Consider the following 24,063-nt stretch of genomic DNA (forward strand, 5'->3'; position numbering starts at 1 on the left):
CTGCGGTTATGCTTCCCTTCCTTGCTCGGGAAGGCTGCAGGTCAGCGGCTGTCGCGGGTCTGCGCGGCGGTCGGCAACGGCTGCGGCGCGAGGTTCGCGCGGGCCTGCACGGGCGTCGGCGGCGGGGTGGTGTGCGGCACACCGGTGAGGAGCGCGGTCGTCGCCCGGGTGGTCACCGGGATGCTGCCGACCGAGGGCAGGCGCACCTCGTCGGGTTCGAGCATCGCGGCCACGCCGAGCAGGGCGCCGAGCGCCACCGGGGCGGCCAGTGCCGCGAGTCGCAGTCGCGCCGGGTCCACGGCACACCTCCACGTCGACGACCGCGCGGGGGATACCGGGGAGCGGCAGCGGCCGTCGACCAACCATCGGGTCGCGGCCGTCCGCCGTTACCGCCATCGGGTGATCCGGGTCAAGCGGGACGCATCCGGACCACCCGATGGAGGCTGCTCACTCCCTCCGCAGCACCGGACGCAGCGTGTCCAGCACCGACGCGTCGTCGATGGTGGAGGGCACCGGCTCCTCGGCGCCGTCGGCGATCCCGCGCATCGTCTTGCGGAGGATCTTGCCGGAACGGGTCTTGGGCAGGGCCGGGACGATCGCGACGTCCTTGAGGGAGGCGACCGCGCCGATCTGGTCGCGCACCATCTGCACGAGCTCGGCGCGCAGCCCGTCCTCGTAGCCCTCGGCGTCGCTGTCGACGCCGGACTTCAGCACCACGAAACCGCGCGGGATCTGCCCCTTCATGGTGTCCGCGACGCCGATCACCGCGCACTCCGCCACGTCCGGGTGCGAGGCCAGGACCTCCTCCATCCCCCCGGTGGACAGACGGTGGCCCGCGACGTTGATGACGTCGTCGGTGCGGCCCATGACGAAGACGTAGCCGTCGGCGTCGAGGTGCCCGCCGTCGCCGGTGAGGTAGTAGCCCTCGAACGCCGACATATAGGAGTTGACGTAGCGCTCGTCGTCGTTCCACAGGGTCGGGAACGCACCGGGCGGCAGCGGCAGCTTCGCCACGATCGCGCCGTCGACACCGGGCTCGGCCGGGTCGCCCCGCTCGTCGAGGACCTGGACGTCCCAGCCGGGCATGGCACGGGTCGGTGAGCCGGGCTTGATCTCCAGCAGCTCGATGCCCGCCGGGTTGGCTGCGATCGGCCAGCCGGTCTCGGTCTGCCACCAGTGGTCGATGACGGGGATGCCGAGCAGATCCGAGGCCCAGCGGTGGGTCTCGGGGTCGAGGCGCTCGCCGGCGAGGAAGAGGTACTTCAGCGAGGACACGTCGTACTGCCCGAGGAACGTGCCCTCCGGGTCCTCCTTCTTGATCGCCCGGAACGCCGTGGGCGCGGTGAAGACGGACTTCACCCCGTTCTCCTGGACGACCCGCCAGAACTGTCCGGCGTCCGGCGTGCCGACGGGCTTGCCTTCGTAGAGCACGGTCGTCGCTCCGGCCAGCAGCGGCGCGTAGACGATGTAGGAGTGGCCGACGACCCAGCCGACGTCGGACGCGGTGAAGATCGTCTCGCCGGGGCCGACGTCGTAGATGTTGGGCATCGACCAGGCCAGGGCGACGGCGTAGCCGCCCGAGTCGCGCACCACGCCCTTCGGCTTGCCGGTGGTGCCGGAGGTGTAGAGCACGTAGAGCGGGTCGGTGGCCTTCACCGGGACCGGGTCGGCGGGCGTGGCGTGGGCGACGGCCTCGGCCCAGTCGACGTCGGTCGGGCCCAGCTGCGCGGTGGCCTGCTCGCGCTGCAGGATCACCGTGGACGTGGGCTTGCGGTCCGACAGCTCGATCGCCCGGTCGAGCAGCGGCTTGTACTCGATGACGCGCTTGCCCTCGATGCCGCAGGACGCCGAGACGACGACCTTGGGCCCGGCGTCGTCGATCCGGACGGCGAGCTCCTTGGCGGCGAACCCGCCGAAGACCACCGAGTGGACGGCGCCGAGGCGGGCGCAGGCGAGCATCGCGATCGCGGCCTCGGGGACCATCGGCATGTAGACGACGACCCGGTCGCCGTGGCCGATGCCCTGGTCGCGCAGCACACCCGCGAACAGCGCGACCTCGTCGCGCAGCTCCGCATAGGTGTAGGAGCGCCGCGACCCGGTGACCGGCGAGTCGTACACCAGGGCCGTGCGGTCGCCGTTCCCGGCGTCGACGTGCCGGTCGAGCGCGTTGTACGCGACGTTCAGCTCGCCGTCGGGGAACCAGCGGTAGAACGGCGGGTTCGACTCGTCGAGCGCGCGGGTCGGGACGACGTCCCAGTCGATCCCGCCGGCCGCGCGGAGCCAGAAGCCCTCACGGTCGTCCACACTGGAACGGAAGATCTCCTCGTAGGCGGTCACCGTCGTCCTCTTCCCCTGACGATCCCGGCGGCCCACGGTGGCCGCCCCTCGTGTCGCCGACGACCCTAGGAGGTGACACCGACAACGCGCAGCCCTCTAGTGGGCGGACCGCTCCGGAGGGACGGGCCGTTCGGCGACGACGACGCGCCGATCGTCGCAGTGTGACCGGGCGGATCCGTAACGTGATCGGGTGACGGCCCGACACAGCGCGTGGGGGACCCGTCCGATACGCGGGCGGGCCCACGGACGGGAGGCGGTGCCGGTGCGGCCCGACGACGGTGCGGTCCGGTGGCGTGGCAGGCGGGGTGCCGCCGGTGCGGCGGTGCTCGGGACGCTGCTCGCCGGGTTCGTGGCCGCGGGCTGTGCCCCGGTCCCGTCGGTCGTCCCGGCGGCGGCCGCGGCGACGACGTGCACCCCCGGCTGGACGGCCGCCTGGCACGCCGCACAGCAGGCCGTCCCCGGCGACAGCCTCGCCGGCCGGACGCTGCGGATGGTGGTGCGGCCCGGCGCGGCGGGGGAGGAGCTGCGGCTGCGGCTGTCCAACCGGCACGGCGACGGGCCGCTGCGGATCGCGGCGATGACCGTCGGCGCCACCGGCCCGGGCGCCGCGGTGACCCGGCCGGTCCCGCTGACCGTCGGCGGGGCCCCCGTGGCCGACATCCCGGCGGGTGCCGAGGTGCTGACCGATCCCGCACCGGTCGCCGCCGCGGCGGGCGTGCCGCTGACGGTGAGCCTGTTCCTGGCCGAGGTGCCGCGCACGATCGGCTCGCACCCGGTCGCGATGCGCACCGCCTGGCTGTCCGGGCCGGGGGACCGCACCGCGGCCCCGGACGCGGCGGGCTTCGACACGACCCTGCAGTCCTGGCCGGTGCTGACCGGTCTGGAGGTCCTGGCGGCTCGCCCGGACGGCGCCGTCCTCGTGATCGGGGACTCCCTCGTCGACGGCGTGGGCTCCACCCCCGGCGGCGACGACCGCTTCCCCGACCAGCTCGCCGCCCGGCTGGCCGCGGCGGGCGGCGACCGGCCGATGACCGTGCTGAACGCGGGACTGTCGCGCAACCAGCTGCTGCAGGACGACCCGCCGGCCGGCGGTGACGCGCCGTCGACCCGCTGGGACGACGACGTGGCCGCCGTTCCCGGCGTGCGCGACGTGGTGCTGCTCGTCGGCACCAACGACGTCGCCGCCGGCGCGGCCGCCGGTGACCTCGTCGCCGGGTTGCAGGGCTTCGCCCAGCGGGCCCGCGCCGCGGGGCTGCGCGTGTTCCTCACCACCATCCCGCCGTCGGCCAGCGGCGGTCGCGCCACCCCGACGGCCGTCGCGACCCGGGACGAGGTGAACGGCTGGCTCCGTTCGGATGGTCATCGCTGGGCCGACGGGGTGATCGACGCGGCCGCCGCACTGGGCGACCCGGGTGATCCGCACCGGCTCCGTCCGGATCTGGACTCTGGCGACGGGCTCCACCCGTCGCCCGCCGGGTACCGGGCGCTGGCGGCATCCGTGCCGGTCGGGGAGCTGTCCGGCAGCCCCTGCCGGGTCTCGCGGGATCGCTGAGCCGCACCCGTCCCCCACAGCGCCGGGTGACCGGCCGTCACCCGGGAAGGGGCGTGCGGGGTCCCCGCACGATGGGTAACGTCTTAGTCACGGCCACAGCACGTGGCGGTACCGACGGACACCGGCACGCGGCGCGTCCCACGGACGGGCCCGGAGCAGGTCCTGGCGGCCTACGGGGAGGCCTCGTGACCATCGGCGCGAAGCGCGGCATCGACGACGACACCAGTTCCATTCCGGCGCCGCGGAACGCGGCCGACGCCTTCAAGGTCTCCGACGACCAGGTGCAGCGCGCCCGGCTCGTCGTCGCCCGGAACTCGGACGACTCCGAGGATCTGCGCGAGCTGCTCGACATGCTGGGGCTGATCTCCGGCAACCCGGAACAGCCGCCACCCGTGGCTCGCTGACCTGCGGCGACGCCGGAACCGGGGGGTGGTTGCAGGGCCCCTCGGAGCGGTGTCGTAAGGTTTCCTCACTCCCAACGGACAGCCGTTGAGGGAAGGTCGAGGCCCTCGGGCCTGGTCCCAGCCCCCATCGTCTAGCGGCCTAGGACTCCGCCCTTTCAAGGCGGCAGCGCGGGTTCGAATCCCGTTGGGGGTACCGCGAGACACATCGGCTACGATGCGTCTCGCGAGAGCAAGGCCCAGTGGCGCAGTTGGTTAGCGCGTCGCCCTGTCACGGCGAAGGTCGCGGGTTCGAGTCCCGTCTGGGTCGCTCCACTCTCTGGATCTCCGGTTCACCGGAGGCCGGGGCCAGGTAGCTCAGTTGGTACGAGCGTCCGCCTGAAAAGCGGAAGGTCGGCGGTTCGACCCCGCCCCTGGCCACAGTCCTGATCCCCCGCAGAGCCGGTCGGTAGCCACCGACCGGCTCTCGTGCGTTCCGGGGTCGGTTCGGTCACGATCGGCCGATGAGCTCCTACCCGCACGACATCACCGTCCCCGGCCCGCCCCGGCTGGAGGAGGTCTCCGACGGGCTCTTCGCCTACGTCCAGCCGGACGGCACCTGGTGGATCAACAACACGGGCCTGCTCGTCGGGCCGCAGGGGGCCGTCGCCGTCGACTCCTGTTCCACCGAGCGCCGGACGCGGGCCTTCGCGGCCGCGATCGGCGAGGTCACCGACCGGCCGGTCCGCACGCTGGTCAACACCCACCACCACGGCGACCACACCTGGGGCAACGCCCTGTTCTCCGGCGCGACGGTCGTCGCGCACGAGCGGGCACGCGCGGAGATGATCGCCTTCGGCCCGCCCCGGGACCTGCCGTTCTGGGACCACGGCGACTGGGGCTCGCTCCCGCTGGACCCGCCGTTCCTCACCTTCATCGACCGCATCGCGCTGCACCTGGGGGACCTGCGGGCCGATGTCCTCCACGTCGGGACGCCCGCCCACACCACCAACGACGTCCTCGTGCACGTACCCGACCGGTCGGTCCTCTACTGCGGGGACCTGGTGTTCAACGGCGGCACGCCGTTCCTGCTGATGGGCTCGGTGACCGGCGCGATCGACGTCCTGGAGCAGGTGGTGCTCCCGCTCGGGGCCGCGACGACGGTGCCCGGCCACGGGCCGGTGTTCCGGGGCGACGGGCCGCTCCGGGACACGGTCGACTACCTGCGGTTCGTCCTCGACCTGGCCGAGCGCGCCCGCGACGCCGGCATTCGCCCGCTGGAGGCCGCCCGCGACACCGACCTCGGCCGGTTCGGCGAGTGGCCGGACGCCGAGCGCATCGTCGGGAACCTGCACCGCGCCTACGCCGAGCTCGACGGCGCCGAGCGAGGCGCCCCGATCGACAGCACGGTCGCGCTCACCGAGATGGTCGAGTACAACGGCGGGCGCCCGCTCACCTGCCTGGCGTGAGCACCGGTCGCCGCTCCCTCAGCGCGACGACGGCGCCGGCCACCATCAGGACCGTCAGCACCCCGGCCGCGGCGACGGTGGGCGTGTCCGGCTCGACGAGCGGCTGTCCGCGCAGCGCCTGCCAGGTCAGCAGGGCGAGCACGCCGGTGTAGCCGGCGGCGGCCGTCGTCATCAGGTCGCGACGCACCCGTGGGTCGGCCAGCCGTGCCACCCGCCCTGCGGCCAGCTCGAACACGATCAGCAGCAGCGGCAGCAGCTGCAGCGCGTGCATCCCGACGAAGTGCGGGACGCGCAGGTCGCCGACCAGCGTGCTCCACCCGACCAGCGGCAGTCCCGGGCCGCCGTCCGGGACGCCGACGGTGTGCGCCCCGGCGATCCCGCGGAAGTCGGCGAGCTGGTCCGGGGTCGGTGACGTCATCAGGAAGCCGAGCGCCATACCGGCCAGCGCGAGCACCGCGCCGGCGCGGATCGCGACCGTGCGGGCGGGGTCGAGGTCGCGCACCGCGAACAGCCCGGCGGCGACCCACGACGTCGCCAGCCAGACGAGGACGATCGAGATCCCCATGGTGGTCCACAGGCCCGCGTCGAGCCGGGAGGTGTAGCTGAAGTGGCTGGTCGTGCCCCGCCCGGCCTGGACGGCGATGACGACCATCTCCACCACCAGGGCCACCGCCGCGACCGTGCCCGCGAGGAACGCGCCACGGGTCCGGCCGCGCCGGGAGCGCAGCTGGTCGTACAGCCAGGCCCAGGTCACGCAGAAGATCGCGATGGAGACGGCGAACTTGGTGGGCTTGAGCCACACCGGCGCGCCGAGCACCTCGCGCGGGTCGACGAGGGTGCCCAGCAGGCCGAGCGGGACGGCCGCGGCGCAGACGAGACCGACGACCATCAACGGACGGTGCCACGCGAGGATGTTCCGCATGTGGATACTGTAACTATCGGATATCTGGACTGTCCATGTGATTCTCGTGGAACCGTGCGCGGCCCGCGTCCGTTGTCCACCCGTGTCCGCGATCGTCGACCGAGCCCTGCGTACCGCCGTCACCGCCTTGCCGCGGCGGTGGCGGACCGACCGGCGCTCCGCCCTGGTCGGGCTGACCGCGCTGCGTCCGCAGCTCGGCGTCGCCGGACTGGGGGTCGCGGGTCTCCTGCGGCTCACCGGGCTGCGCCGCACCGCGACGGCGGTGGGCCTGGCCGGCGCCGCGGCCGCCGCTCCCGCGCTGCGACGGGTGCTGCCGCGCCCCGACGGCCCGCTGCCGGACGGGCCCGAGCTGACCGTGCTCGTCGCGAACGTGCTGCTGGGGCGGGCCGACACCGGCGCGCTCGCCGCGACGGTGACCCGGGAGCGGCCGGACGTCGTCGTGCTGCCCGAGGCGGGCGTCGCCTACCTCGACCGGCTCCTGCCCCTGCTCGGCGGCTACCGCGGCTGGTCCTCGGTCCCGCCCGGCGTCCCGGACCAGCGCGGCACGGTGGTACTGGTCGCGCCGCGGGCCGGGGAGGTCGACGTCCGGCCCGGGCAGGGGATGCGGCTGCCGTACCTGGAGGTCACCGGTGGGCTGCTCGGTGCCCGGACGCTGTACGCGGTGCACACCTCCGCCCCGACGAACCCGCGGTGGACCGAGCTGTGGACCGGTGAGCTCGCGCTGATCGGGGAGTGGACCCGCACCCGACCGGCGCCGGTCGTGGCCGGGGACCTCAACGCCGTCGTCGACCACCGGCGGCTGCGCGACGCGTCCGGCGACTGCGTCGACGCCACCGACGGCACCGGGCGGGGGCTCGTGGGGACCTTCCCGTCGTCGCTGCCGCGCTGGGCCGGGATCCGCATCGACCACGTGCTCGTGCCCCGCGGGTCGGTGACCCGCCGCCACGTCGTCCTCGAGACCCCAGGCAGCGACCACCGCGCGGTGCTGGTGACGGTGCGGCTGCCCGGGACTCAGGACCCGGCGCGGTAGCGCTGCGCGGAGCGGCTCTCCTGGGCGATCCGGCGCAGGGCCGCGAGCAGGGCGTCGCCGAGGACGGTGCCGACCAGTGCGGTCTCCGCGGCCTCCTCGCGGTCGGTGGTCCGCCCGATCGCGGCCAGGTCGCCCTCCGCGGCGCGGTCGGCGGCCTCGGCCCACGCCCGCAGGGTCTCCTCGCCGGGGCCCCAGCCCAGCTCGTGCATCCGGGCCAGCACCGACCGGGCCCCGGCCAGCGCGGGCGCGTCCTTCCCGACCTGCCAGCCCACGTGGGCGACGGCTCCGGCCAGGTCGGCCTCCGCCTCGTCGAGCGAGCCGGATGCGCCCACGTCGCCGGTGATCGCGTAGACCGTCCGGCCGAGCATGTCGTGCAGGCCGACCGCGGGGTCGTCGACGGCCGACAGCACCTCGCGGACGGTCGCGATCGGCAGCCCGCCGACCTCGACGAGCGCCCGGATCAGGCGCAGCCGGCGGACGTGCGCGTCGTCGTAGCGGGCCTGGTTCGGTGACGTCGTCTCGCCGCGGGGCAGCAGGCCCTCGCGCAGATAGTACTTGATCGTCGCGACGGGGACACCGGACGACCGGGACAGATCCGAGACTCGCACATCGGAGACTCTAGCTATCCGTTTTGGTCCGGGGTTCCGACAGCCCGTCGACGAGGCCGAAGGTCACCGCCTCCGCCGCCGACAGCCAGCGGTCCCGGGCGTCGTCGGGCAACGGGGCGCCGCAGTACGCCGCGGTCAGCGACTCGATCTCGCGGCGGCGTCCGGCGAGGTGGTCGGCCCGGACCCGCACGTCGCCGGGGTGCGAGCCGCGGACCGGCCCGTCGGCGGTGGGCAGGAACGCGGCGTGTGCGCGGGCGAGCCGTTTGCCCGGCGTCCCCGACGCGACGAGGAACGGCACCGGGCCCGCGAGCGATCCCACGGCGACGGTCGCGACGTCGACACCGAGCGTGCGGATCGTGTCGTGCACCGCCATCGCGGCGACCGGGGAGCCGCCGGGCGCCAGGACGTGCAGGGTGATGTCGCGGCGCGCGTCCTGGGCGGCCAGCAGCAGCAGGCGCGCGCAGGTCTCGGCGGCGACGTCGTCGTCGAGCTCGCGGGCGAGCAGCACGATCCGCTCGCCGAGCAGACGGTCGGCGGGGTCGGACGGGGTGGACAGGACGGGCATCGGATCTCCGCTCCTCGGGTGCCGCCCGACACTAGGGCCGGGGCGGGCCACCTGAGCTGCGGTTACGCCGACGGCGGACGGGGTTCGCCCTCGGTGGAGGTCGGGTCGGTGCCCGCGGTCGCGACCCGGCGCAGCAGCGTCCGGAGCGCGCCCTGCTCGTCCGGGGAGAGCGGCGCCAGGATGTGGGCCTCGGCGGTGCGCAGTCGCGTCTCGGTCTCGCAGAGCAGCGCCCGGCCGGCCGTGGTCAGCACGATCCGGCGGGCCCGTCGGTCGTTCGGGTCGGGGTGCCGCTCGATCAGTCCCGCCTCCTGGACCTTGTCCAGCAGGTAGGTCATCACGGTGCGGTCCACGCCGAGCTTGCGGGCGAGTGCGAGCTGGGTGGGCGGATCGTCCCCGGCCGCGGCGGCGAGCACCTGGAAGCCGCGCTGACCGCCGGGCAGCGTGCCGACGACGCACTGCACCGCCGTGGCGTGGTCGCGCGCGACCCGGGTCAACGCCCACGCCAGGTCGCACTCGACGCTCTGCGGGGCGGACGGACCGGACATCGTCACAGGGTACGCGCTTGCCAAGGTCGTCTCTCGCGCAGATACTCTGTTCAACAGAACATCTTCGCCCCAGATCGACCGGGAGGTCGTCATGTCCCTGTTCCGACTCGACGCGAGCATCCGCACCGAGGGCTCCGTCAGCCGCGAGATCGCCGACGAGGTCGAGCGCGCCTACCTCGACGCGCGACCGGGCGCCGAGGTCGTCCGCCGTGACCTGGGCACCGCCCCGCTGCCCGCCGACCTGTGGACCACCGCGGTCGCGGCCGGGTACGTGGCCGAGGCCGACCGCACCCCGGAGCAGCGCGGGGCCCTCGCGCGCATCGCGGAGCTGGCCGACGAGGTGCTGGCCGCGGACGCCGTCGTCATCGGATCGCCGCTCTACAACTTCGGCATCGCGGCGCACCTGAAGACCTGGGTCGACGCCCTGATCACCGACCCCCGGTTCGCGCCGGGCAGCACGCCCCTCGCCGGCCGCCCGGTCGTGCTCGTCGTCTCCCGGGGAGGCGGCTACGGGCCGGGCACCCCGCGCGAGGGCTGGGACCACGGCTCCGGCTGGATCACCCGCATCCTGCGCGACGTGTGGGGTGCCGACGTGACCGTCGTGGAGACGGAGCTGACCCTGGCCGACGTGGTGCCCGCGATGAGCGAGCTGCGCCCGCTGGCCGCGGAGAAGCGCGAGCGCGCCCGCATCGACGCCCGGACGGCCGGGGAGCGGGTCGCCGCGGTGACGCCGGCCGCGTGAGGCCCGGTCAGGGGGCGGCGCGCAGCGCGGCGAGCCGCTCCCGGGCGTAGCCGGGCTCGACGGTCCAGCAGACGGCGACCTCCCACGCGTCGACGGCGCGGCGGGCCTCGCGGGCAGCCCCGGGCCCACCGTCGAGGTCGAGCGCCGTCCGGTCCACCCGGCACTCGTCCCAGTCGAGCAGGCCCGGACGTCCGTCCAGGACCCGGATGTTGCCCAGGCCGGGGTCGCCGTGGACGACGGCGACCGGACCGCCCACCACGGCCCACGCGGCCCGGCACTCCGCGACGACGTCGGACGGCATCGCGGTCAGGTCCACGTCCCCGCCCCGGACGGCGCCCGCGAGCAGCTCGACCGTGCCCACGAACCCCGGCCGCTGGCTCCGCCCCGAGGTGAGGGCGTGCAGCCGGTGCAGCTCGGCAGCGACGGCGGCCTCGTCGCCCGGCCCGGGTGGGTCGCCGTCGAGCCAGGTCCGGACGACGACCGCCCCGCACCGCCGCCGTCCGTCACCGGTCGGGACGACGTCGGGTACGCGGAAACCGTGGGCCCGCAGCTCGCCGGTCAGGTCGAGCTCCCAGTCCAGCGCCGCGGGCGTCCGCCCGCTCCGGTGGACCACCAGCCGTCGGCTCCCGTCCGTCGCCGCCCAGACCGCGCCGCGGTGCCCGCCGCCGAGCCGGGCCGTGATGCGCAGCCCCGGCCAGGCGGCGAGCCCGGGCGGCGTCAGCCGGCCTTCGGCTCCCACAGCTCCGGCCGGTCGGCCAGCTTCAGCGGCAGCCCGAAGTAGCCGAACAGCTCGGTGTTGAGGAAGATGCTCAGCCCGGTGACCGCCCCGTCCTCGATCCGCAGGGCCGTGATGCCCCAGGCCTCGAACTCGCCGTTCGGCCCGGACGGCTTCCACTGGGCGAAGCCGACCGTCCCGTTGATCTCCACCGGAGCCACCCGCGACCCGCGGCAGCCCTGCCCGGGGCCGGTCGCCATCCAGGCGATGACGTCGTCCCGGCCGCGGAACCAGAGCTCCAGCGGGGGCATGTTCTGCTCGACGTCCTCGTGGAGCAGCGCCGTCAGCGCCTCCATGTCGAACGCCTCGAACGCTGCCATGTAGCGCATCAGCAGCGCGGTCTGCGCCGGGTCCATCGCCGGGGAGGTCTGCGGCGCCGCCTCGGAGATGCCCTGTTCGCCCAGGGTGGCGCGGGCGCGCTGCAGGGCGCTGTTGACCGACGCGACCGAGGTGTCCAGCAGCTCGGCGACCTCGGCGGCCTTCCAGCACAGGACCTCGCGCAGGATCAGGACGGCGCGCTGGCGGGCCGGCAGGTGCTGCAGCGCCGCGATGAACGCCAGCCGGATCGTCTCCTTCGCGACGGCCTTGTCCGCCGGGTCCCCGGCGGGCGTCGACACCCGGGCGTCGGGCATCGGTTCGAGCCACTCGGCGTCGGGCAGCGGCTCGCGCAGCGACTCGGCGACCGGTGCGCCGGGGCCTCCGATGTCCATCGGGACGGCGCGGCGCTTGCGCCCGTTCAACGCGTCGATGCAGACGTTGGTGGCGATGCGGTACAGCCAGGACCGCAGCGAGGAGCGGCCGTCGAACTTCGCGACGCCCTTCCAGGCCCGGACCATCGTGTCCTGCACCGCGTCCTCGGCCTCGAAGGCCGAGCCGAGCATCCGGTAGCAGTAGCCGGTCAGCTCACGCCGGTGGTCCTCGAGGCGTTCCTCGGGTGGCCGCTCGTCCACGGTGGTGTCGGCGGCCCGTGCGGGTGCGCTCATGGTTCCCCCTCGACGTACCCGTCCGGGTGGGTCCCGGTCCGTCTGGCCGCGAGTGTGCCGCGCAACACCGACAAAGTGGAGGGCCCGCGCGACGAACGGCCGCCGAACAGGGGCGACGTGCGCCGACGGGCCGGCCGCGACGTGGGATGATCGAGGCCGACGGCGTTCCGCTCGACCCTCCCGGTCCGCCGGTCGTAGGCACGACGGAGGAGTCGGGGAGCACGGCGGGGCGACGATGTCAGCGGTGACCGAGAACGACGGGATCGGGAGTACCGGCGGGGGCGGGGCGCGCCGCGCCGGTCGTCGCCCGGTCACGTCCCGCTCGGAGATCGAGCACATCGCGCTGGAGATGTTCAGCGACCAGGGGTTCGAGCACACGACCGTCGACGACGTCGCGCACGCCGCGGGGATCGGGCGTCGCACGTTCTTCCGGTACTTCGCCTCCAAGAACGACATCGCCTGGGGCGCCTTCGAGGAGCAGCTGGTGCGGATGCGCGCGGTGCTCGCGGCCCAGCCGTCGGACCTGCCGACGCTGGAGGGGGTCCGGCGGGCGGTGCTGGAGTTCAACCACGTCGAGCCGGACGAGCAGCCCTGGCACCGGCGCCGGCTGCGACTGATCCTGCAGACCCCGGCGCTGCAGGCGCACTCGACGCTGCGCTACGCCTCGTGGCGGGAGGTCGTGGCCGACTACGTGGCCGAGCGTCGTGGCGAGGACGCCTCGGAGCTCGTCCCGCAGAGCGTCGGACACGCCTGCCTGGGCGTGTGCATCGCGGCCTACGAGCGCTGGCTGGCCGACGACGGCTCCGAGCTCGCCGACCTGCTCGACGAGGTGCTGCGGGCGCTGCAGCGGGGCTGGGCGACCGAGCTCCCCTGAGACGCACCGCGACGGCGCCCCGGTGCGGGACGCCGTCGCGTGGTGGTGCCTGCGTCGCAGGTCAGCGGGTGGTGCCGAACAGTCGCTCCCACAGACTCGGGCGGGTCGGGGCGGTGTCCCGGGTCCGGGCGTCGGCCGGGGCCTGCGGAGCGGCGGTGCCGTCCGGGGCGGTGGCGACGGCCGGGGCGCCCGGTGCTGCCGGGGCCGCGGGCACGGCGGGAGCGGTCGGGGCACCCGGAGCGGCAGGGGCAGCCGGAGCGGTGGGCGCACCCGGGACGGCGGGTACCGCCGGGGCCGCGGGAGCGCCCGGGGCGGCCGGCGCCTGCGGAACGCCCGGAGCGCCCGGGACGGCCGGGGGCTCGGGGGCCTGCCGGCCCGCGGTGTCCGAGGTGACGGCGACGGCCGGGGTCACCGAGGCGGCCGGCGCCGCGGGGCGACCGGGGGGCGGCGGGCGCCGCGGGGGCGACCTGCGCCACCGGAGCCGCCGGGGCCGCGGGCACGGCGGGCGCGGCCGGCGTCCCCGGGACGGCGGGGGTGGCCGGCACCGCGGGAGCGGCGGGGGCCGCGGGCACGGCCGGAGCGGCGGGCGCAGCCGGGACGGCGGGCACGGCCGGTGCCGCCGGCGCACCCGGAACGGCCGGGGCGGCGGGAACCTGCGGCGCGGCCGGCGCGCCGGGGACGGCCGGAGCGGCCGGGACGCCCGGAGCCGCGGGAACGCCCGGTGCGGCCGGGGTCGGCACGTCCTGGACGGGGACGGTGGTGTCGGTGGGCGTCGCCGGGGCGGTCGCCGCGCCGTTCCCGAAGAGCGTGTCGAACAACCGGTCCAGCGGGCCGTCGGACACCGCGGCGGGCGCGTGGGTGACGGTCGTGACCGGGGTGGAGGCACGAACGGGCTCGGCCGCGCCGGCCACGCCGGCGCCGTACACACCCAGGGTGCCGATCATGAGGGTCAGGGCGACGGAAGTGGTGACTCGGGATCGCACGGTCTCTCCAGTTCGCTGTGCTGCTTGCACGGGGTGACGGACGGCGCTGAGCTTGCGGTCACCGGGCGTCGTCCACCAGTGGCCCGATCGTGGCCACACGAGTCACAGGGACCCCATCGGTCACGCTGTGAGCGGATCGCACCGCAACGCACCCGGAACGGGCGACCCCGTCCGGGGACGGAGGGGGCCGTTGGACGGGCCCGGACCGCCGTCACCACCCGAATCGGGGAGGACGGGCGCCCGGCGCTCACCCGACGGCGTGGAACACGTCCTGCGCTCACCCGTTCGGGACGGTGATGACCGCCCGTCGCCGATCGGCGGATCGGATCTCACGTTCCGTGATCGCGCCGGAGTGGTGCGACGGGCGGTCGGCGTCGCGGAACGGGCCCGTGCGGGGGCGTCGAGTGAGGACGGTCGACGTGCCGGAGAGCCGTGGTAGCGTCCGCGTCGGTTGCAGTCGTTCTTCTCCGATCGCCGCGAAGCGTCCGTGTGAAGTTGTGACGGTGGGCGTCGTCGATCGGTGCTGAGGTGCCACGGCGGTGTCCACGCGACCTCCGGCTCTTGCTGTGAGGGCCGGAACCGCTCCATCTGAGAAGGACACACGCTATGCCGCAGGGCACCGTCAAGTGGTTCAACGCCGAGAAGGGCTTCGGCTTCATCGCCACCGACGACGAGGGACCGGACGTCTTCGTCCACTACTCCGCCATCGAGTCGAACGGATTCCGCACGCTGGAGGAGAACCAGCGCGTCGACTTCCAGGCCAGCCAGGGCAAGAAGGGCCCGCAGGCCGACTCGGTCCGCGTGATCTGACTTCTGCGCGGGCACGACCCGCGCACCGCGACGGCGCCGGCTCCCCTCGGGGACCGGCGCCGTCGTCGTTCCCGGGGTCAGCCGAAGGCCGGCCGCAGCCCCTCCCGCGCCCGCAGTGCCGCCGCGACGACCACCGCCACGGCGCCGAGCGCCGCGACCACGGTCACCGGCACCGTCCCGGCCGTCGCGGACTCCACCGTGACCCAGACCAGCGCCCAGACGGCCGTCGCCGCGTAGGGCAGCGCCGCCGTCGTCCGCCGGGTCGCGACGCCCGCGGCCAGCACGCCGGCAGCGAGGAGTGCCGCGGCCGTCACCGGGCCGAGCGGCGCGCCCCAGTAGGTCAGCGTCACCGAGAACCCGGCCACGGTCGCGAGTGACACCCAGCCCGTGTAGAAGGCCAGCGGGCCGTGCAGGAGTGCCCGGTCGGCCACTCCCTCGGCGGGGAACGCGGCGAGCCGGTGCAGCACCACGGCCAGGGTCACCAGCAGTGCCACGATCAGCAGCTGCGCGGTACCCAGGAGCTCCTGGGAGAACACGACGATCCAGCCCGCGTTGAGCGCCGCCGTCGCCACGAACAGCCAGCCGGTCGCCCGGTGCACCGGGCGCGACCGCTGCCCGGGCAGCGACTGGTACACCGCGTACACGAGCAGGGCCAGGTAGATGAGGCCCCACACGGAGAACGCCACCGTCGCCGGGGTGACCAGTGAGGGGTAACGGTCGCTGAGCACCCGCTGCGACTCCCCGAACGTCCCGCTGCCGCCGAGCGAGCCCGCCACCACCTGCAGCACCGCCGCGGCGAGCACCGCCCAGGTGCGTGCCGTGTCCATCCCGGTGGCCGGGCCTGCCGTGCGGCCCGCCCTCGCCGTCGTCGACGCCATGTCCAGTCCTTCCGATCGTCGCAACCATCTCGATGATAAAGACAATCGACGCACGAGGCATGTCGAGCGGTACGACGACCGGCACTGCGCCGGACGGCGGCGGGGTTGCCACCGGTCGTCGGTCCGCTGCGCCCGGTCACCCGCCGTTCACCGGTGGTCGCGACGCCGTGCGGTCGGCGCTCCCCGCTCGTCTCGCCGCTGCGCACCCTCGCCGCGTACTCCTCGCGAACTCGTGCCCGGAGCCCGATCCTGGTGTTGTACTTCACAGGGAAAGCGGCACCACAGGGGTTGTCGCGCAAGCGGAAGGAAGTGACCTCCATGTCCTGGTGGGACAGCTACCGAGCCGTCTACGGCGCGGAGCTGCGAGCGGCCGCTCGCGAGTACGCCGACCACGGTTGGCCGCTCGTGCCGGGGCCGGGCGCGGAGGTCATGCTCGCGACGGGCGACGTGCTCGACGTGGTCGAGGTCCCGGCGGTCATCGGTCGCCGGGTCTGCCGGACGCTGCGTGAGGCCGGCGAGGTCGTGCCGGTCGCCGCGACGCCCGAGGGCACCTGGTGGTTCCCGATGAGCCCGCGGCACGCGCTCCCGGCCGAGCTGAGCCTGCACACCGACGTGGTGCTGCACACCGACGGCATCGGCGTCGTCGCCCCGCCGACCGAGCGTCCCGAGGGCTGGGTGCAGTGGCGCGTGGCCCCGGCGCGGGTCGGCTACCGGGTGCCCGAGGCCGCGGTCGTCGTCGAGGCGATCTGCGACGCGGTGCGCCGTCGCGACAGCGAGCAGGCCCTGCCCGACGAGCAGGAGGCGCGGGCCGAGCAGTCCGGCGTCCCGGGCGCCCTGCGGCGCTGACCCTCCCGCGCGGCCCGGACGGAACCGAGGATCCGGCCCGCGCGACCGCGTACCGCCCGCCCGGGTTCCGTCCCGTTGCCGTCCCCGCCGATCACCCGCGGGGGACGCCGGGACCGGCCGGGCGGTACGCCCGGAAGCGGCGCCCGAGGGGGCACTTCTCCCTCGCCGCGCAGCCGCTCCACCGGCCACGGCCGGGTCCGGCGGGACCATCCCCCGGGCCCGGCCGGGACCCACGGCGCGTGCCCCCCGCCGCCCGATGTCGGTGTCCCCGGGCACTATGGGTGTGTGCAGACCTCCCGCGCGCCGGAGCGCCCGACCCCCGTCCCGCAGCGGGACCGCACCGTCGGATCCGTTCCCAGCGTCCCTCTCGGCGGCTTCGGCCCCGGTGACGAGCAGAAGCGGCGCGACCTGCGGCGCATGAAGGCCGTCGCCACCGGGTTCCTTCTCGGCGCGACGGTCGTGTTCTTCGTCGCGAAGTACTTCGAGGTCGTCCGCGGTGTCCCCGGGGCGGACTACGTCCGGGCCGCCGCCGAGGCCGGCATGGTCGGTGCGCTCGCCGACTGGTTCGCGGTGACCGCGCTGTTCCGGCACCCGTTGCGGATCCCGATCCCGCACACCGCGATCATCCCGCGCAAGAAGGACATGATCGGTGACAGCCTCGGGGACTTCGTCGGGGAGAACTTCCTGTCCGAGTCCGTCGTCCGCGACAAGCTCGAGCGGATCGGGGTCAGCGAGTCGGTCGGGCGGTGGATCGCCGAGCAGCACAACGCCGACCGGATCACCACCGAGCTGGTCACCGCCGCGCGGGCCCTCGTGACCGTGCTGCGCGACGAGGACGTGCAGAACGTCATCGAGACCGTCGCGGTGCGCAAGCTGATGGAGATCCCGGTCGGTCCGCCGATGGGCAAGGCGCTGGAGGGCGTCCTGGCCGACGGCGCCCACCGCAGGCTGGTCGACCTCGTCTGCGACCGCGCCTACGACTGGGTCGCCGACAACCAGGAGATGGTCCTGCGGGTCGTGCACGATCGCGCACCGTCCTGGACGCCGCGCTTCGTCGACGACCTCGTGGCCGACAAGTTGTTCGCCGAGATCCGCGGGTACGCCTGGGCGGTCAAGACCGACCCCGAGCACCCGCTGCGGCACGCCGTGGACCGCTACCTCGCCGAGTTCGCCCGCGACCTGCAGCACGACGCGACGACGATGGAGCGCGCCGAGCAGGTCAAGCGCCAGGTCGTCGAGCACCCGGAGGTGCAGCACTTCATCGGCCGCGCCTGGACGGTCGTGAAGTCCATGGTCCTCGACGCCGCCGACGACCCGTCGAACGAGCTGCGCCTGCGCGTGCGCGACGGCCTCATGGCCTTCGGGCGGCGGCTGGGCCACGACGCCGAGCTGCGCGCGAAGCTCGACGGCTGGCTGGCGGACGCCGCGTCGTACGTCGTGCGGCACTACCGGCACCAGATCACCACCCTGATCACCGAGACCGTCGCCCGCTGGGACGCGGAGGAGACCTCGCGCAAGATCGAGCTCCAGGTGGGGCGGGACCTGCAGTGGATCCGGATCAACGGCACCGTCGTGGGGGCGCTCGCCGGCCTGGTCATCCACACCGTGGGGGAGCTCGTCATCGGGTGATCGGTCGGGTGTCCCCGGATGACATCGCACCGTCACCGGGCCGTCACCGACGTGGCGCACGCCACGTGACCAGCGCTAGCACTGTGCTTGCAGGAGCTAGCGGCGCCGCGTACGGTCGGTTCCGTCAGTGAGGAACGGATCGAGGCGGAGGTGAGATGGATGGCCACCGAGCGCAAGCACGGAGAGCGTGAGTCCGTCGAACCCGTCGAGCGCGTCGCGCAGGCCGTCGAGAGCGTCGGTCAGACCGTGGGGCACGCGGTGGAGGACATCGGGTCCTACATCCGCGCCCAGCGCGAGGCCGCCCAGGTCTCCATGCGGCAGCTGGCCCGCACCGCGGGCGTCAGCAACCCGTATCTCAGCCAGGTCGAGCGCGGGCTGCGCAAGCCGTCCGCCGAGATACTGCAGCAGATCGCCAAGGGGCTGCGGATCTCCGCCGAGGCGCTGTACGTCCGCGCCGGGATCCTCGAGGAGCGGCCCGCCGGTCAGGTGACCGACGCGGTGCTCACCGATCCGACTCTCAACGAGCGGCAGAAACGTGTGCTGCTCGATGTCTACGAGTCCTTTCGCAGGGAGAACGGCCTCTCTGCCGGCACCACCGACACCCCCACCGATACGAGGAAGTGATCACCATGGCCGTGAACCTCCCCACCAGCGCCGACGTGCAGAAGCTGCGTGAGCAGACCGCCGAGCAGGCCGAGGTCGTCCGCACCCCGCTGCTCGCCGTGCTGGGCGCCGGCGACTTCGCCGTCACCACCGTGAGCAAGGCCGTCACCGACGCCCGCTCCACCGCCACCAAGCGCGCCGAGGAGGTGCAGACCCGCGTCCAGGAGCTCCCCGACGAGCTCAAGGAGCTCCGCGGCAAGCTGTCCTCGGACAACATCCGCAAGCAGGTCGAGGAGTTCCGCTCCGAGGTCGAGGGCGTCTACGTCGGATTCGCCCAGCGCGGTGAGAAGGCCTGGGGCCGGATCCGCAAGCAGCCGCAGGTCAAGCAGGCCATCGCGACCGTCGAGGGTCTGACCGAGAAGTTCGACACCCGCGTCGACGAGTTCGTGGACGAGACCCACGACGTCGCCGTCAAGACCCTGGGTGCGGTCACCACGCAGACCCGCTCGGTCGGTGAGAAGGTCGCCCGCCGCGCCCAGACCGCCGCGAGCGAGGCCGCCGAGGTCGTCACCGAGGTCTCGAAGGAGGCCGCCGAGGCGATCGAGGAGGCCGGCGACGAGGTCGCGACGACCACGCGTTCGACCGCGCGCCGCACCGCCGCCAAGACCGACCCGAAGACCGCCACCGGCGCGAAGGTCCCGGCCCGCAAGCCGACCACCCGCCGCGGTACCTCGACGGCGTCGGCCAAGAAGTGACACCCGCCGGGCCCCGCGCCCGGTGAGCACGACCCGCGCCCCCGGCCGATCCCGATCGGCCGGGGGCGCCGTCGTGTGCGGATGCGGATCGTCCTGCCCGGATCCGGCGCCGGACGTGACCGACGCCCGGGTTGTCCGTACCCTGGCCGAGTGCTGTCACTGCCAGGTGCCCCCGATGAACTGATCATCTTCGTGATCAAGTGGATCATGGTCGTGGTCGGCGGGTTCTCGCTCGGGCACGCACTGATGCAACGTGCGGACGCCTTCACCGCGGCGGGCAAGCTCACCAAGAACGCATGGCTGGGCATCACCGGCGTCGCGCTGCTGCTCCTGATCATCACGAACGGCCCGATGTTCGGCGGTGCCATGTTCTGGCTGGCCGCCACCGTCGCGACGCTGGTCTACTTGGTCGACGTCAAGCCCGCGGTGATGGAGGTCCAGGGCGGCGGACCGCGCTGGTGAACCCCCCGGTCCTCGGGGCGCTCACGGCCGTCCCGGCGCCGGCCCGGCCCGACCTGCTCGCGGAGCCCGTCGCCGTCGCGCTGGCGGGGCTCGACGCGGGCCGGATCGCCGTCGCCGAGATCGATCCCGACCTGGCCGACACCGCCGCGTTCTGTGCCGCCTACTCCTCCCCGGTCGAACGGGCCGCGAACTGCGTGGTCGTCGCCGGGAGGCGTGGCGGCGAGACCCGGTACGTCGCCTGCGTGGTCCTCGCGACGACCCGGGTCGACGTCGACGGCGCGGTGAAGCGCCGCCTCGACGTGCGCACGGCGTCGTTCGCGCCGATGGACGACGCCGTCGCCCTGACCGGGATGGCCTACGGCGGCATCACCCCGATCGGGCTCCCCGCGGACTGGCCGCTCCGGCTGTCGCCCGGGGTCGCCGGGGCCGACGCCGTCGTCGTCGGGAGCGGGACGCGGGCGGGAAGCCGGCGGTGCCCGGCGACCTGCTGGCGTCGCTTCCCGGCGCCGAGGTCGTGCCGGACCTCGCGCGCTGAGTCGGCAGCCCGTGCTGCGGGCCGCCTCCGCGGCGGTGCACCCCAGCCGGTGGCCACCCCCGCGGGGGAGCGGGACGGCGGGCCCGTCGGCCGAGGTCCAGCCCGCGGGCAGCGGCAGGAACTGGCCGCCCGCGGAACCCGGTGTGCCCACGGTCGCCGTGACGTGCTCCGGTGGTCGCGTTCGCCCTGAGCGGACACGACTCAACTCCGGGAAGCGGAGGACCCTCCGTGTGGTTGGGCAGGACATGAGTGACGTGCTGACGCTCCCGGTCCTGCCCCTCGACGACGCCGTGGTCCTGCCCGGCATGGTCGTCCCCGTCCGTCTCGACGACTCCGACACCCGTGCTGCGGTCGATGCGGCCACCGCCGCGGCCCAGGACCGCGACGACGGGAGACGGGTGCTCGTCGTGCCCCGCATCGACGGCCGCTACGGCGCCATCGGCGTCGTCGCCGTGCTCGAGCAGATCGGCAGGCTCCCCAACGGGGACCGGGCCGCCGTCGTGCGGGGTGAGCGCCGCGCCCGCATCGGGTCGGGGGTCTCCGGCCCCGGCGCGGCGCTCTGGGTCGAGGCCGAGCCGGTCGACGCCGGCGAGCCCACCGGTCGCACCCACGAGCTCGCCCGCGAGTACAAGGCCCTGGTGATCGGCATCCTGCAGCAGCGGGGAGCCTGGCAGGTCATCGACTCCGTGCAGCAGACGAACGACCCGGGCGCGCTCGCCGACCTCGCCGGGTGGGCGTCGTGGCTGGACGTCGCGCACAAGGCCGAGCTGCTCGCCGAGACCGACCTCGACGCCCGGCTCGAGAAGCTCCTGGGCTGGACCAAGGAGCACGTCGCCGAGCAGGAGGTCACCGAGAAGATCTCGAACGACGTCCGCGAGGGCATGGAGAAGCAGCAGCGCGAGTTCCTGCTCCGCCAGCAGCTCGCCGCGATCCGCAAGGAGCTCGGCGAGGACGACCCGGAGGGCTCCGACGACTACCGCGCCCGCGTGGAGGCCGCCGACCTGCCCGACGACGTCCGCAAGGCCGCGCTGACCGAGGTCGGCAAGCTGGAGCGCTCCTCGGACCAGAGCCCGGAGTCCGGCTGGATCCGGACCTGGCTCGACACCGTCCTCGACATCCCGTGGAGCACCACGACCACCGACTCGTCGGACCTCGTGGAGGCCCGCCGCATCCTCGACGCCGACCACGCCGGCCTCGACGACGTGAAGGAGCGCCTCGTCGAGTTCCTCGCCGTCCGCGCCCGTCGCGAGCGCAAGGGTCTCGACACCGTCGGCGGCCGCGGCTCGGGCGCGGTGCTCTCGCTGGTCGGTCCGCCCGGCGTCGGCAAGACGTCACTGGGGGAGTCGGTCGCCCGCGCGCTCGGCCGGAACTTCGTCCGCGTCGCGCTCGGCGGCGTCCGGGACGAGGCGGAGATCCGCGGTCACCGGCGCACCTACGTCGGCGCGCTGCCCGGCCGGATCGTCCGCGCCATCCGCGAAGCCGGCTCGATGAACCCCGTCGTGCTGCTCGACGAGATCGACAAGGTCGGCAGCGACTTCCGCGGTGACCCGACCGCGGCGCTGCTGGAGGTCCTCGACCCGGCGCAGAACCACACGTTCCGCGACCACTACCTGGAGGTCGACCTCGACCTGTCGAACGTCCTGTTCCTGGCGACGGCGAACGACGGCTCCGCGATCCCCGGCCCGCTGGCCGACCGCATGGAGATCGTGACGCTCGACGGCTACACCGAGCCGGAGAAGGTCGCGATCGCCCGTGACCACCTGCTGCCGCGCCAGGTCGCGAAGGCCGGTCTCGACGACGGTGACGTCGAGTTCACCGACGTCGCGCTGTCGATGATCGCCGCCGAGTACACCCGGGAGGCCGGGGTCCGGCAGCTGGAGCGGGGCCTGGCGAAGGTGCTGCGGAAGGTGGCCGTCCAGCTGGACGCGTCGGAGACCGAGCGCCCGGTGCACGTCGACGCCGACGCGCTCGTCACCTACCTCGGCCGTCCGCGGTTCACGCCGGAGTCCGCCGAGCGGACCTCGGTGCCGGGCGTCGCGACCGGGCTGGCGGTGACCGGCGCCGGTGGTGACGTGCTGTTCATCGAGGCCACCTCGATGGACGGCGAGCCGGGCCTGCAGATCACCGGGCAGCTGGGCGAGGTGATGACCGAGTCCGTCTCGATCGCGCTGTCCTACCTGCGCTCGCGCGGGCTGGCCGGTGACCTCGCGTCGCGCAAGCTGCACGTGCACGTCCCGGCCGGTGCGGTCCCGAAGGACGGCCCGTCCGCCGGCGTCACGATGATGACGGCGCTGGCGTCGCTGGCCTCCGGACGTCCCGTCCGCAGCTCGGTCGGCATGACCGGCGAGGTGACGCTGCAGGGCAAGGTCCTGCCCATCGGCGGGGTGAAGCAGAAGCTGCTCGCCGCGCACCGGGCCGGACTGACCGACGTGATCATCCCGAAGCGCAACGAGCCGGACCTGGACGACGTCCCGGCCTCGGTCCGCGAGGAGCTGCGGGTGCACCCGGTCGCCGACGTCTCCGAGGTCCTGGCGATCGCCCTGGAGCCCGCCCACGACGCGGCGACGGCCGAGCAGTCCGCGGCCTGACCTCCGTCCGACCCGCGGCCCGAGCCGCACGACCCGGCGCCCGTCCCGCAGCACGCGGGGCGGGCGCCGTCGCGTGCCCCCCGGGGGGAGTTCGCCGAGATGCAGCTCAGCGGGATTTGTCGATCTCCATGACCCGCTGAGCTGCATCTCGGCGAGTGCGGTCGAGGGCCCGGCCCACCTCGGCGACGATCTCGTCGGGCCGTCGATGCATGTCCGGTGCGGTGTAGCGCAGCACCCGCCACCCCGCCGCGACGAGTCGGGTGTGCCGCCCGGCGTCGGCGCGGGCCGCCTCGGGCGTCGCGAAGTGGCCGCCGCCGTCGTACTCGACGCCGAGGTGGTGGTCCGGGTAGGCCAGGTCCAGCCACAGCGCCGTGCGCCGGGCGTCGTCGAGGACCGGGTGCTGGGGCACCGGCCGCGGGAGGCCACCCCGGACGAGGACCAGCCGGAGCCGGGTCTCGGGCGGGGAGCCGGCGCGCGGGTCGGCCCACGCCGTCGCGTCGACCACCCGTCGGACACCCCGGGCGTGGGCGTGCCGGACCGCGAGGTCCAGCAGCACGTCCGGGGCGAACGACCCGCGGGACAGTGCGTCGACGGCGACGACACCCTCGGTCGGGGACAGACGCCGCGCGAGGTCGAACGCGGTGCGGACACGCGTGGTGACCCGGACGCCGCGGACCTCGGTCACCTCGTCGGGGTGCAGGACGTCGCGGCGGACGAGCACACCGTCACGGGAGCGGGCTCCGGGGTGCGCCGCACCGACGGTCACCTCGGCCGGTGCGGCCCACGGTGCGCACGACGCGCCGAGCAGCTCGGCGGCCGAGTATCCGCTGAGCACGGCGTCCGATCCGGCCCAGCGGTGCGCCGCGAGCGAGCGGAGCCGCAGGTCGGGGCGCAGGTCGGCCGGCGCGTAGGTGTCCGGGAGCAGCCGGCGGTAACGGGGCCCTCGTAGAAGGTCGGGCGTGACGAGACCCGCCGCGACGGCCGCGGTCCCGCGGAACACCTCGGGCCATCCGGGGATCGTCACGCGCTGATCGTGCGCCGGCTGCCCCGGCCGACGGACCGGATCGGCCGGACGCCATCGCCATCGCGAACGAGGACGTACGCCGAGATGCAGCTCAGCGGGCCACGGAGATCCACAATTCCCGCTGAGCTGCATCTCGACGACACTTTGCTGCGCGCGACCCGGCAGGGC

24 protein-coding genes, 3 tRNA genes and 1 pseudogene are annotated in these 24,063 nt (G+C 74.4%); 17 read left to right on the forward strand and 11 right to left on the reverse strand.

Translation table 11 applies throughout. The features are described from left to right. Positions 1 to 41: 41 nt before the first annotated feature. Both ZF1_RS02735 and ZF1_RS02740 read right to left on the reverse strand, forming a co-directional pair. The gene (locus ZF1_RS02735) at positions 42 to 299 is read right to left on the reverse strand and encodes a hypothetical protein (protein WP_062399812.1); all 258 of its coding nucleotides are present in this window, start codon (positions 297 to 299) and stop codon (positions 42 to 44) included. A gap of 148 nt (positions 300 to 447) precedes the next feature. Further along, positions 448 to 2,337, reverse strand: a complete 1,890-nt coding sequence (locus ZF1_RS02740; protein ID WP_482636376.1) for a propionyl-CoA synthetase — start codon at positions 2,335 to 2,337, stop codon at positions 448 to 450. Between the two features lie 262 nt (positions 2,338 to 2,599). Here ZF1_RS02740 and ZF1_RS02745 point away from each other — a divergent pair, with 262 nt between their 5' ends. The 6 genes from ZF1_RS02745 (at position 2,600) to ZF1_RS02770 (ending at position 5,738) form a co-directional block, all read left to right on the forward strand. Then, positions 2,600 to 3,889 (forward strand): GDSL-type esterase/lipase family protein, encoded by a 1,290-nt coding sequence (locus ZF1_RS02745; RefSeq protein WP_482636377.1) that lies wholly within the window; start codon positions 2,600 to 2,602, stop codon positions 3,887 to 3,889. Between the two features lie 185 nt (positions 3,890 to 4,074). Next, positions 4,075 to 4,293, forward strand: a complete 219-nt coding sequence (locus ZF1_RS02750) for a hypothetical protein (protein WP_062399816.1) — start codon at positions 4,075 to 4,077, stop codon at positions 4,291 to 4,293. A 120-nt stretch (positions 4,294 to 4,413) separates the two neighbouring features. Then, positions 4,414 to 4,486 (forward strand) — tRNA-Glu (locus tag ZF1_RS02755). A 40-nt stretch (positions 4,487 to 4,526) separates the two neighbouring features. After that, positions 4,527 to 4,600: transfer RNA gene (locus ZF1_RS02760), tRNA-Asp, on the forward strand. 36 nt (positions 4,601 to 4,636) lie between these two features. Next, a tRNA-Phe gene (locus ZF1_RS02765) sits at positions 4,637 to 4,710 on the forward strand. 83 nt (positions 4,711 to 4,793) lie between these two features. Then, the gene (locus ZF1_RS02770) at positions 4,794 to 5,738 is read left to right on the forward strand and encodes an MBL fold metallo-hydrolase (protein ID WP_357439196.1); all 945 of its coding nucleotides are present in this window, start codon (positions 4,794 to 4,796) and stop codon (positions 5,736 to 5,738) included. Here ZF1_RS02770 and ZF1_RS02775 read toward each other — a convergent pair. Beyond that, positions 5,722 to 6,660 carry a hypothetical protein gene (locus ZF1_RS02775; protein WP_482636378.1) on the reverse strand — a complete coding sequence of 313 codons (939 nt, stop codon included), beginning with the start codon at positions 6,658 to 6,660 and terminating at the stop codon, positions 5,722 to 5,724. The genes ZF1_RS02770 and ZF1_RS02775 overlap by 17 nt on opposite strands. An 82-nt stretch (positions 6,661 to 6,742) precedes the next feature. On the opposite strand from ZF1_RS02775, the gene ZF1_RS02780 reads away from it, so the two are divergent. Further along, entirely contained in the window at positions 6,743 to 7,690 is a 948-nt protein-coding gene (locus tag ZF1_RS02780; RefSeq protein ID WP_482636379.1) for an endonuclease/exonuclease/phosphatase family protein, read from the forward strand. On the opposite strand, the gene ZF1_RS02785 is transcribed toward ZF1_RS02780, so the two are convergent. The 3 genes from ZF1_RS02785 to ZF1_RS02795 form a co-directional block, all read right to left on the reverse strand. Beyond that, positions 7,672 to 8,298 (reverse strand): MerR family transcriptional regulator, encoded by a 627-nt coding sequence (locus tag ZF1_RS02785; protein WP_405419809.1) that lies wholly within the window; start codon positions 8,296 to 8,298, stop codon positions 7,672 to 7,674. The genes ZF1_RS02780 and ZF1_RS02785 overlap by 19 nt on opposite strands. 10 nt (positions 8,299 to 8,308) lie before the next feature. After that, the gene (locus ZF1_RS02790) at positions 8,309 to 8,863 is read right to left on the reverse strand and encodes an ATP-dependent Clp protease proteolytic subunit (RefSeq protein ID WP_482636380.1); all 555 of its coding nucleotides are present in this window, start codon (positions 8,861 to 8,863) and stop codon (positions 8,309 to 8,311) included. A gap of 62 nt (positions 8,864 to 8,925) precedes the next feature. Beyond that, positions 8,926 to 9,408 (reverse strand): MarR family winged helix-turn-helix transcriptional regulator, encoded by a 483-nt coding sequence (locus ZF1_RS02795; protein WP_482636381.1) that lies wholly within the window; start codon positions 9,406 to 9,408, stop codon positions 8,926 to 8,928. A gap of 91 nt (positions 9,409 to 9,499) precedes the next feature. On the opposite strand from ZF1_RS02795, the gene ZF1_RS02800 reads away from it, so the two are divergent. Continuing rightward, entirely contained in the window at positions 9,500 to 10,150 is a 651-nt protein-coding gene (locus tag ZF1_RS02800; RefSeq protein ID WP_346105864.1) for an FMN-dependent NADH-azoreductase, read from the forward strand. Between the two features lie 7 nt (positions 10,151 to 10,157). On the opposite strand, the gene ZF1_RS02805 is transcribed toward ZF1_RS02800, so the two are convergent. After that, the gene (locus ZF1_RS02805) at positions 10,158 to 10,889 is read right to left on the reverse strand and encodes an aminoglycoside phosphotransferase/kinase family protein (RefSeq protein ID WP_357439184.1); all 732 of its coding nucleotides are present in this window, start codon (positions 10,887 to 10,889) and stop codon (positions 10,158 to 10,160) included. Then, positions 10,868 to 11,908: a sigma-70 family RNA polymerase sigma factor gene (locus ZF1_RS02810; RefSeq protein WP_208824582.1), complete on the reverse strand. Its 1,041-nt coding sequence runs from the start codon at positions 11,906 to 11,908 to the stop codon at positions 10,868 to 10,870. Before ZF1_RS02810 ends, ZF1_RS02805 begins: the two co-directional genes overlap by 22 nt. Positions 11,909 to 12,143: 235 nt before the next feature. Between ZF1_RS02810 and mftR the strand changes: the two genes are divergently transcribed. Further along, positions 12,144 to 12,782, forward strand: coding sequence for a mycofactocin system transcriptional regulator (gene mftR, locus ZF1_RS02815; protein ID WP_208824584.1), 639 nt, complete (start codon positions 12,144 to 12,146; stop codon positions 12,780 to 12,782). A 61-nt stretch (positions 12,783 to 12,843) separates the two neighbouring features. Here mftR and ZF1_RS02820 read toward each other — a convergent pair whose 3' ends face one another. Next, entirely contained in the window at positions 12,844 to 12,996 is a 153-nt protein-coding gene (locus tag ZF1_RS02820) for a hypothetical protein (RefSeq protein WP_482636382.1), read from the reverse strand. A gap of 1,375 nt (positions 12,997 to 14,371) precedes the next feature. On the opposite strand from ZF1_RS02820, the gene ZF1_RS02825 reads away from it, so the two are divergent. Continuing rightward, positions 14,372 to 14,575 carry a cold-shock protein gene (locus ZF1_RS02825; RefSeq protein WP_020627638.1) on the forward strand — a complete coding sequence of 68 codons (204 nt, stop codon included), beginning with the start codon at positions 14,372 to 14,374 and terminating at the stop codon, positions 14,573 to 14,575. A 77-nt stretch (positions 14,576 to 14,652) separates the two neighbouring features. Here the strand turns inward: ZF1_RS02825 and ZF1_RS02830 are convergent, their stop codons facing one another. Next, the gene (locus ZF1_RS02830; RefSeq protein WP_482636383.1) at positions 14,653 to 15,453 is read right to left on the reverse strand and encodes a TspO/MBR family protein; all 801 of its coding nucleotides are present in this window, start codon (positions 15,451 to 15,453) and stop codon (positions 14,653 to 14,655) included. 252 nt (positions 15,454 to 15,705) lie between these two features. On the opposite strand from ZF1_RS02830, the gene ZF1_RS02835 reads away from it, so the two are divergent. The 7 genes and pseudogenes from ZF1_RS02835 (at position 15,706) to lon (ending at position 22,871) form a co-directional block, all read left to right on the forward strand. After that, a complete protein-coding gene (locus ZF1_RS02835) occupies positions 15,706 to 16,299 on the forward strand; it encodes a bifunctional DNA primase/polymerase (protein ID WP_482636384.1) in 594 nt (197 codons plus the stop codon). A gap of 285 nt (positions 16,300 to 16,584) precedes the next feature. After that, positions 16,585 to 17,928: a DUF445 domain-containing protein gene (locus ZF1_RS02840; RefSeq protein ID WP_482636385.1), complete on the forward strand. Its 1,344-nt coding sequence runs from the start codon at positions 16,585 to 16,587 to the stop codon at positions 17,926 to 17,928. Positions 17,929 to 18,087: 159 nt separating this feature from the next. Further along, positions 18,088 to 18,552 (forward strand): helix-turn-helix domain-containing protein, encoded by a 465-nt coding sequence (locus tag ZF1_RS02845; protein ID WP_062399838.1) that lies wholly within the window; start codon positions 18,088 to 18,090, stop codon positions 18,550 to 18,552. 5 nt (positions 18,553 to 18,557) lie between these two features. Beyond that, positions 18,558 to 19,286: a hypothetical protein gene (locus ZF1_RS02850; RefSeq protein ID WP_482636386.1), complete on the forward strand. Its 729-nt coding sequence runs from the start codon at positions 18,558 to 18,560 to the stop codon at positions 19,284 to 19,286. Between the two features lie 150 nt (positions 19,287 to 19,436). Further along, on the forward strand, positions 19,437 to 19,748 hold the full coding sequence (locus ZF1_RS02855) for a DUF2516 family protein (protein ID WP_482636387.1): 312 nt from the start codon (positions 19,437 to 19,439) through the stop codon (positions 19,746 to 19,748). Beyond that, positions 19,745 to 20,283, forward strand: a pseudogene (locus tag ZF1_RS02860) (YbaK/EbsC family protein). The gene ZF1_RS02855 and the pseudogene ZF1_RS02860 overlap by 4 nt, the downstream one beginning before the upstream one ends. 245 nt (positions 20,284 to 20,528) lie before the next feature. Next, on the forward strand, positions 20,529 to 22,871 hold the full coding sequence (gene lon, locus ZF1_RS02865; protein ID WP_482636388.1) for an endopeptidase La: 2,343 nt from the start codon (positions 20,529 to 20,531) through the stop codon (positions 22,869 to 22,871). A gap of 106 nt (positions 22,872 to 22,977) precedes the next feature. Here lon and ZF1_RS02870 read toward each other — a convergent pair whose 3' ends face one another. After that, a complete protein-coding gene (locus ZF1_RS02870; RefSeq protein WP_482636389.1) occupies positions 22,978 to 23,895 on the reverse strand; it encodes a DUF559 domain-containing protein in 918 nt (305 codons plus the stop codon). Between the last annotated feature and the right edge of the window lie 168 nt (positions 23,896 to 24,063).

It is taken from the genome of Pseudonocardia sp. ZF1 (assembly GCF_056835605.1).

Coding starts and splice junctions, on each gene's coding strand:
- ZF1_RS02770 (WP_357439196.1), top strand. CDS start 4,794: ATGAGCTCCTACCCGCACGACATCACCGTCCCCGGCCCGCCCCGGCTG.
- ZF1_RS02775 (WP_482636378.1), bottom strand. CDS start 6,660: ATGCGGAACATCCTCGCGTGGCACCGTCCGTTGATGGTCGTCGGTCTC.
- ZF1_RS02790 (WP_482636380.1), bottom strand. CDS start 8,863: ATGCCCGTCCTGTCCACCCCGTCCGACCCCGCCGACCGTCTGCTCGGC.
- ZF1_RS02795 (WP_482636381.1), bottom strand. CDS start 9,408: ATGTCCGGTCCGTCCGCCCCGCAGAGCGTCGAGTGCGACCTGGCGTGG.
- ZF1_RS02800 (WP_346105864.1), top strand. CDS start 9,500: ATGTCCCTGTTCCGACTCGACGCGAGCATCCGCACCGAGGGCTCCGTC.
- ZF1_RS02810 (WP_208824582.1), bottom strand. CDS start 11,908: ATGAGCGCACCCGCACGGGCCGCCGACACCACCGTGGACGAGCGGCCA.
- mftR (WP_208824584.1), top strand. CDS start 12,144: ATGTCAGCGGTGACCGAGAACGACGGGATCGGGAGTACCGGCGGGGGC.
- ZF1_RS02825 (WP_020627638.1), top strand. CDS start 14,372: ATGCCGCAGGGCACCGTCAAGTGGTTCAACGCCGAGAAGGGCTTCGGC.
- ZF1_RS02830 (WP_482636383.1), bottom strand. CDS start 15,453: ATGGCGTCGACGACGGCGAGGGCGGGCCGCACGGCAGGCCCGGCCACC.
- ZF1_RS02845 (WP_062399838.1), top strand. CDS start 18,088: ATGGCCACCGAGCGCAAGCACGGAGAGCGTGAGTCCGTCGAACCCGTC.
- ZF1_RS02850 (WP_482636386.1), top strand. CDS start 18,558: ATGGCCGTGAACCTCCCCACCAGCGCCGACGTGCAGAAGCTGCGTGAG.
- lon (WP_482636388.1), top strand. CDS start 20,529: ATGAGTGACGTGCTGACGCTCCCGGTCCTGCCCCTCGACGACGCCGTG.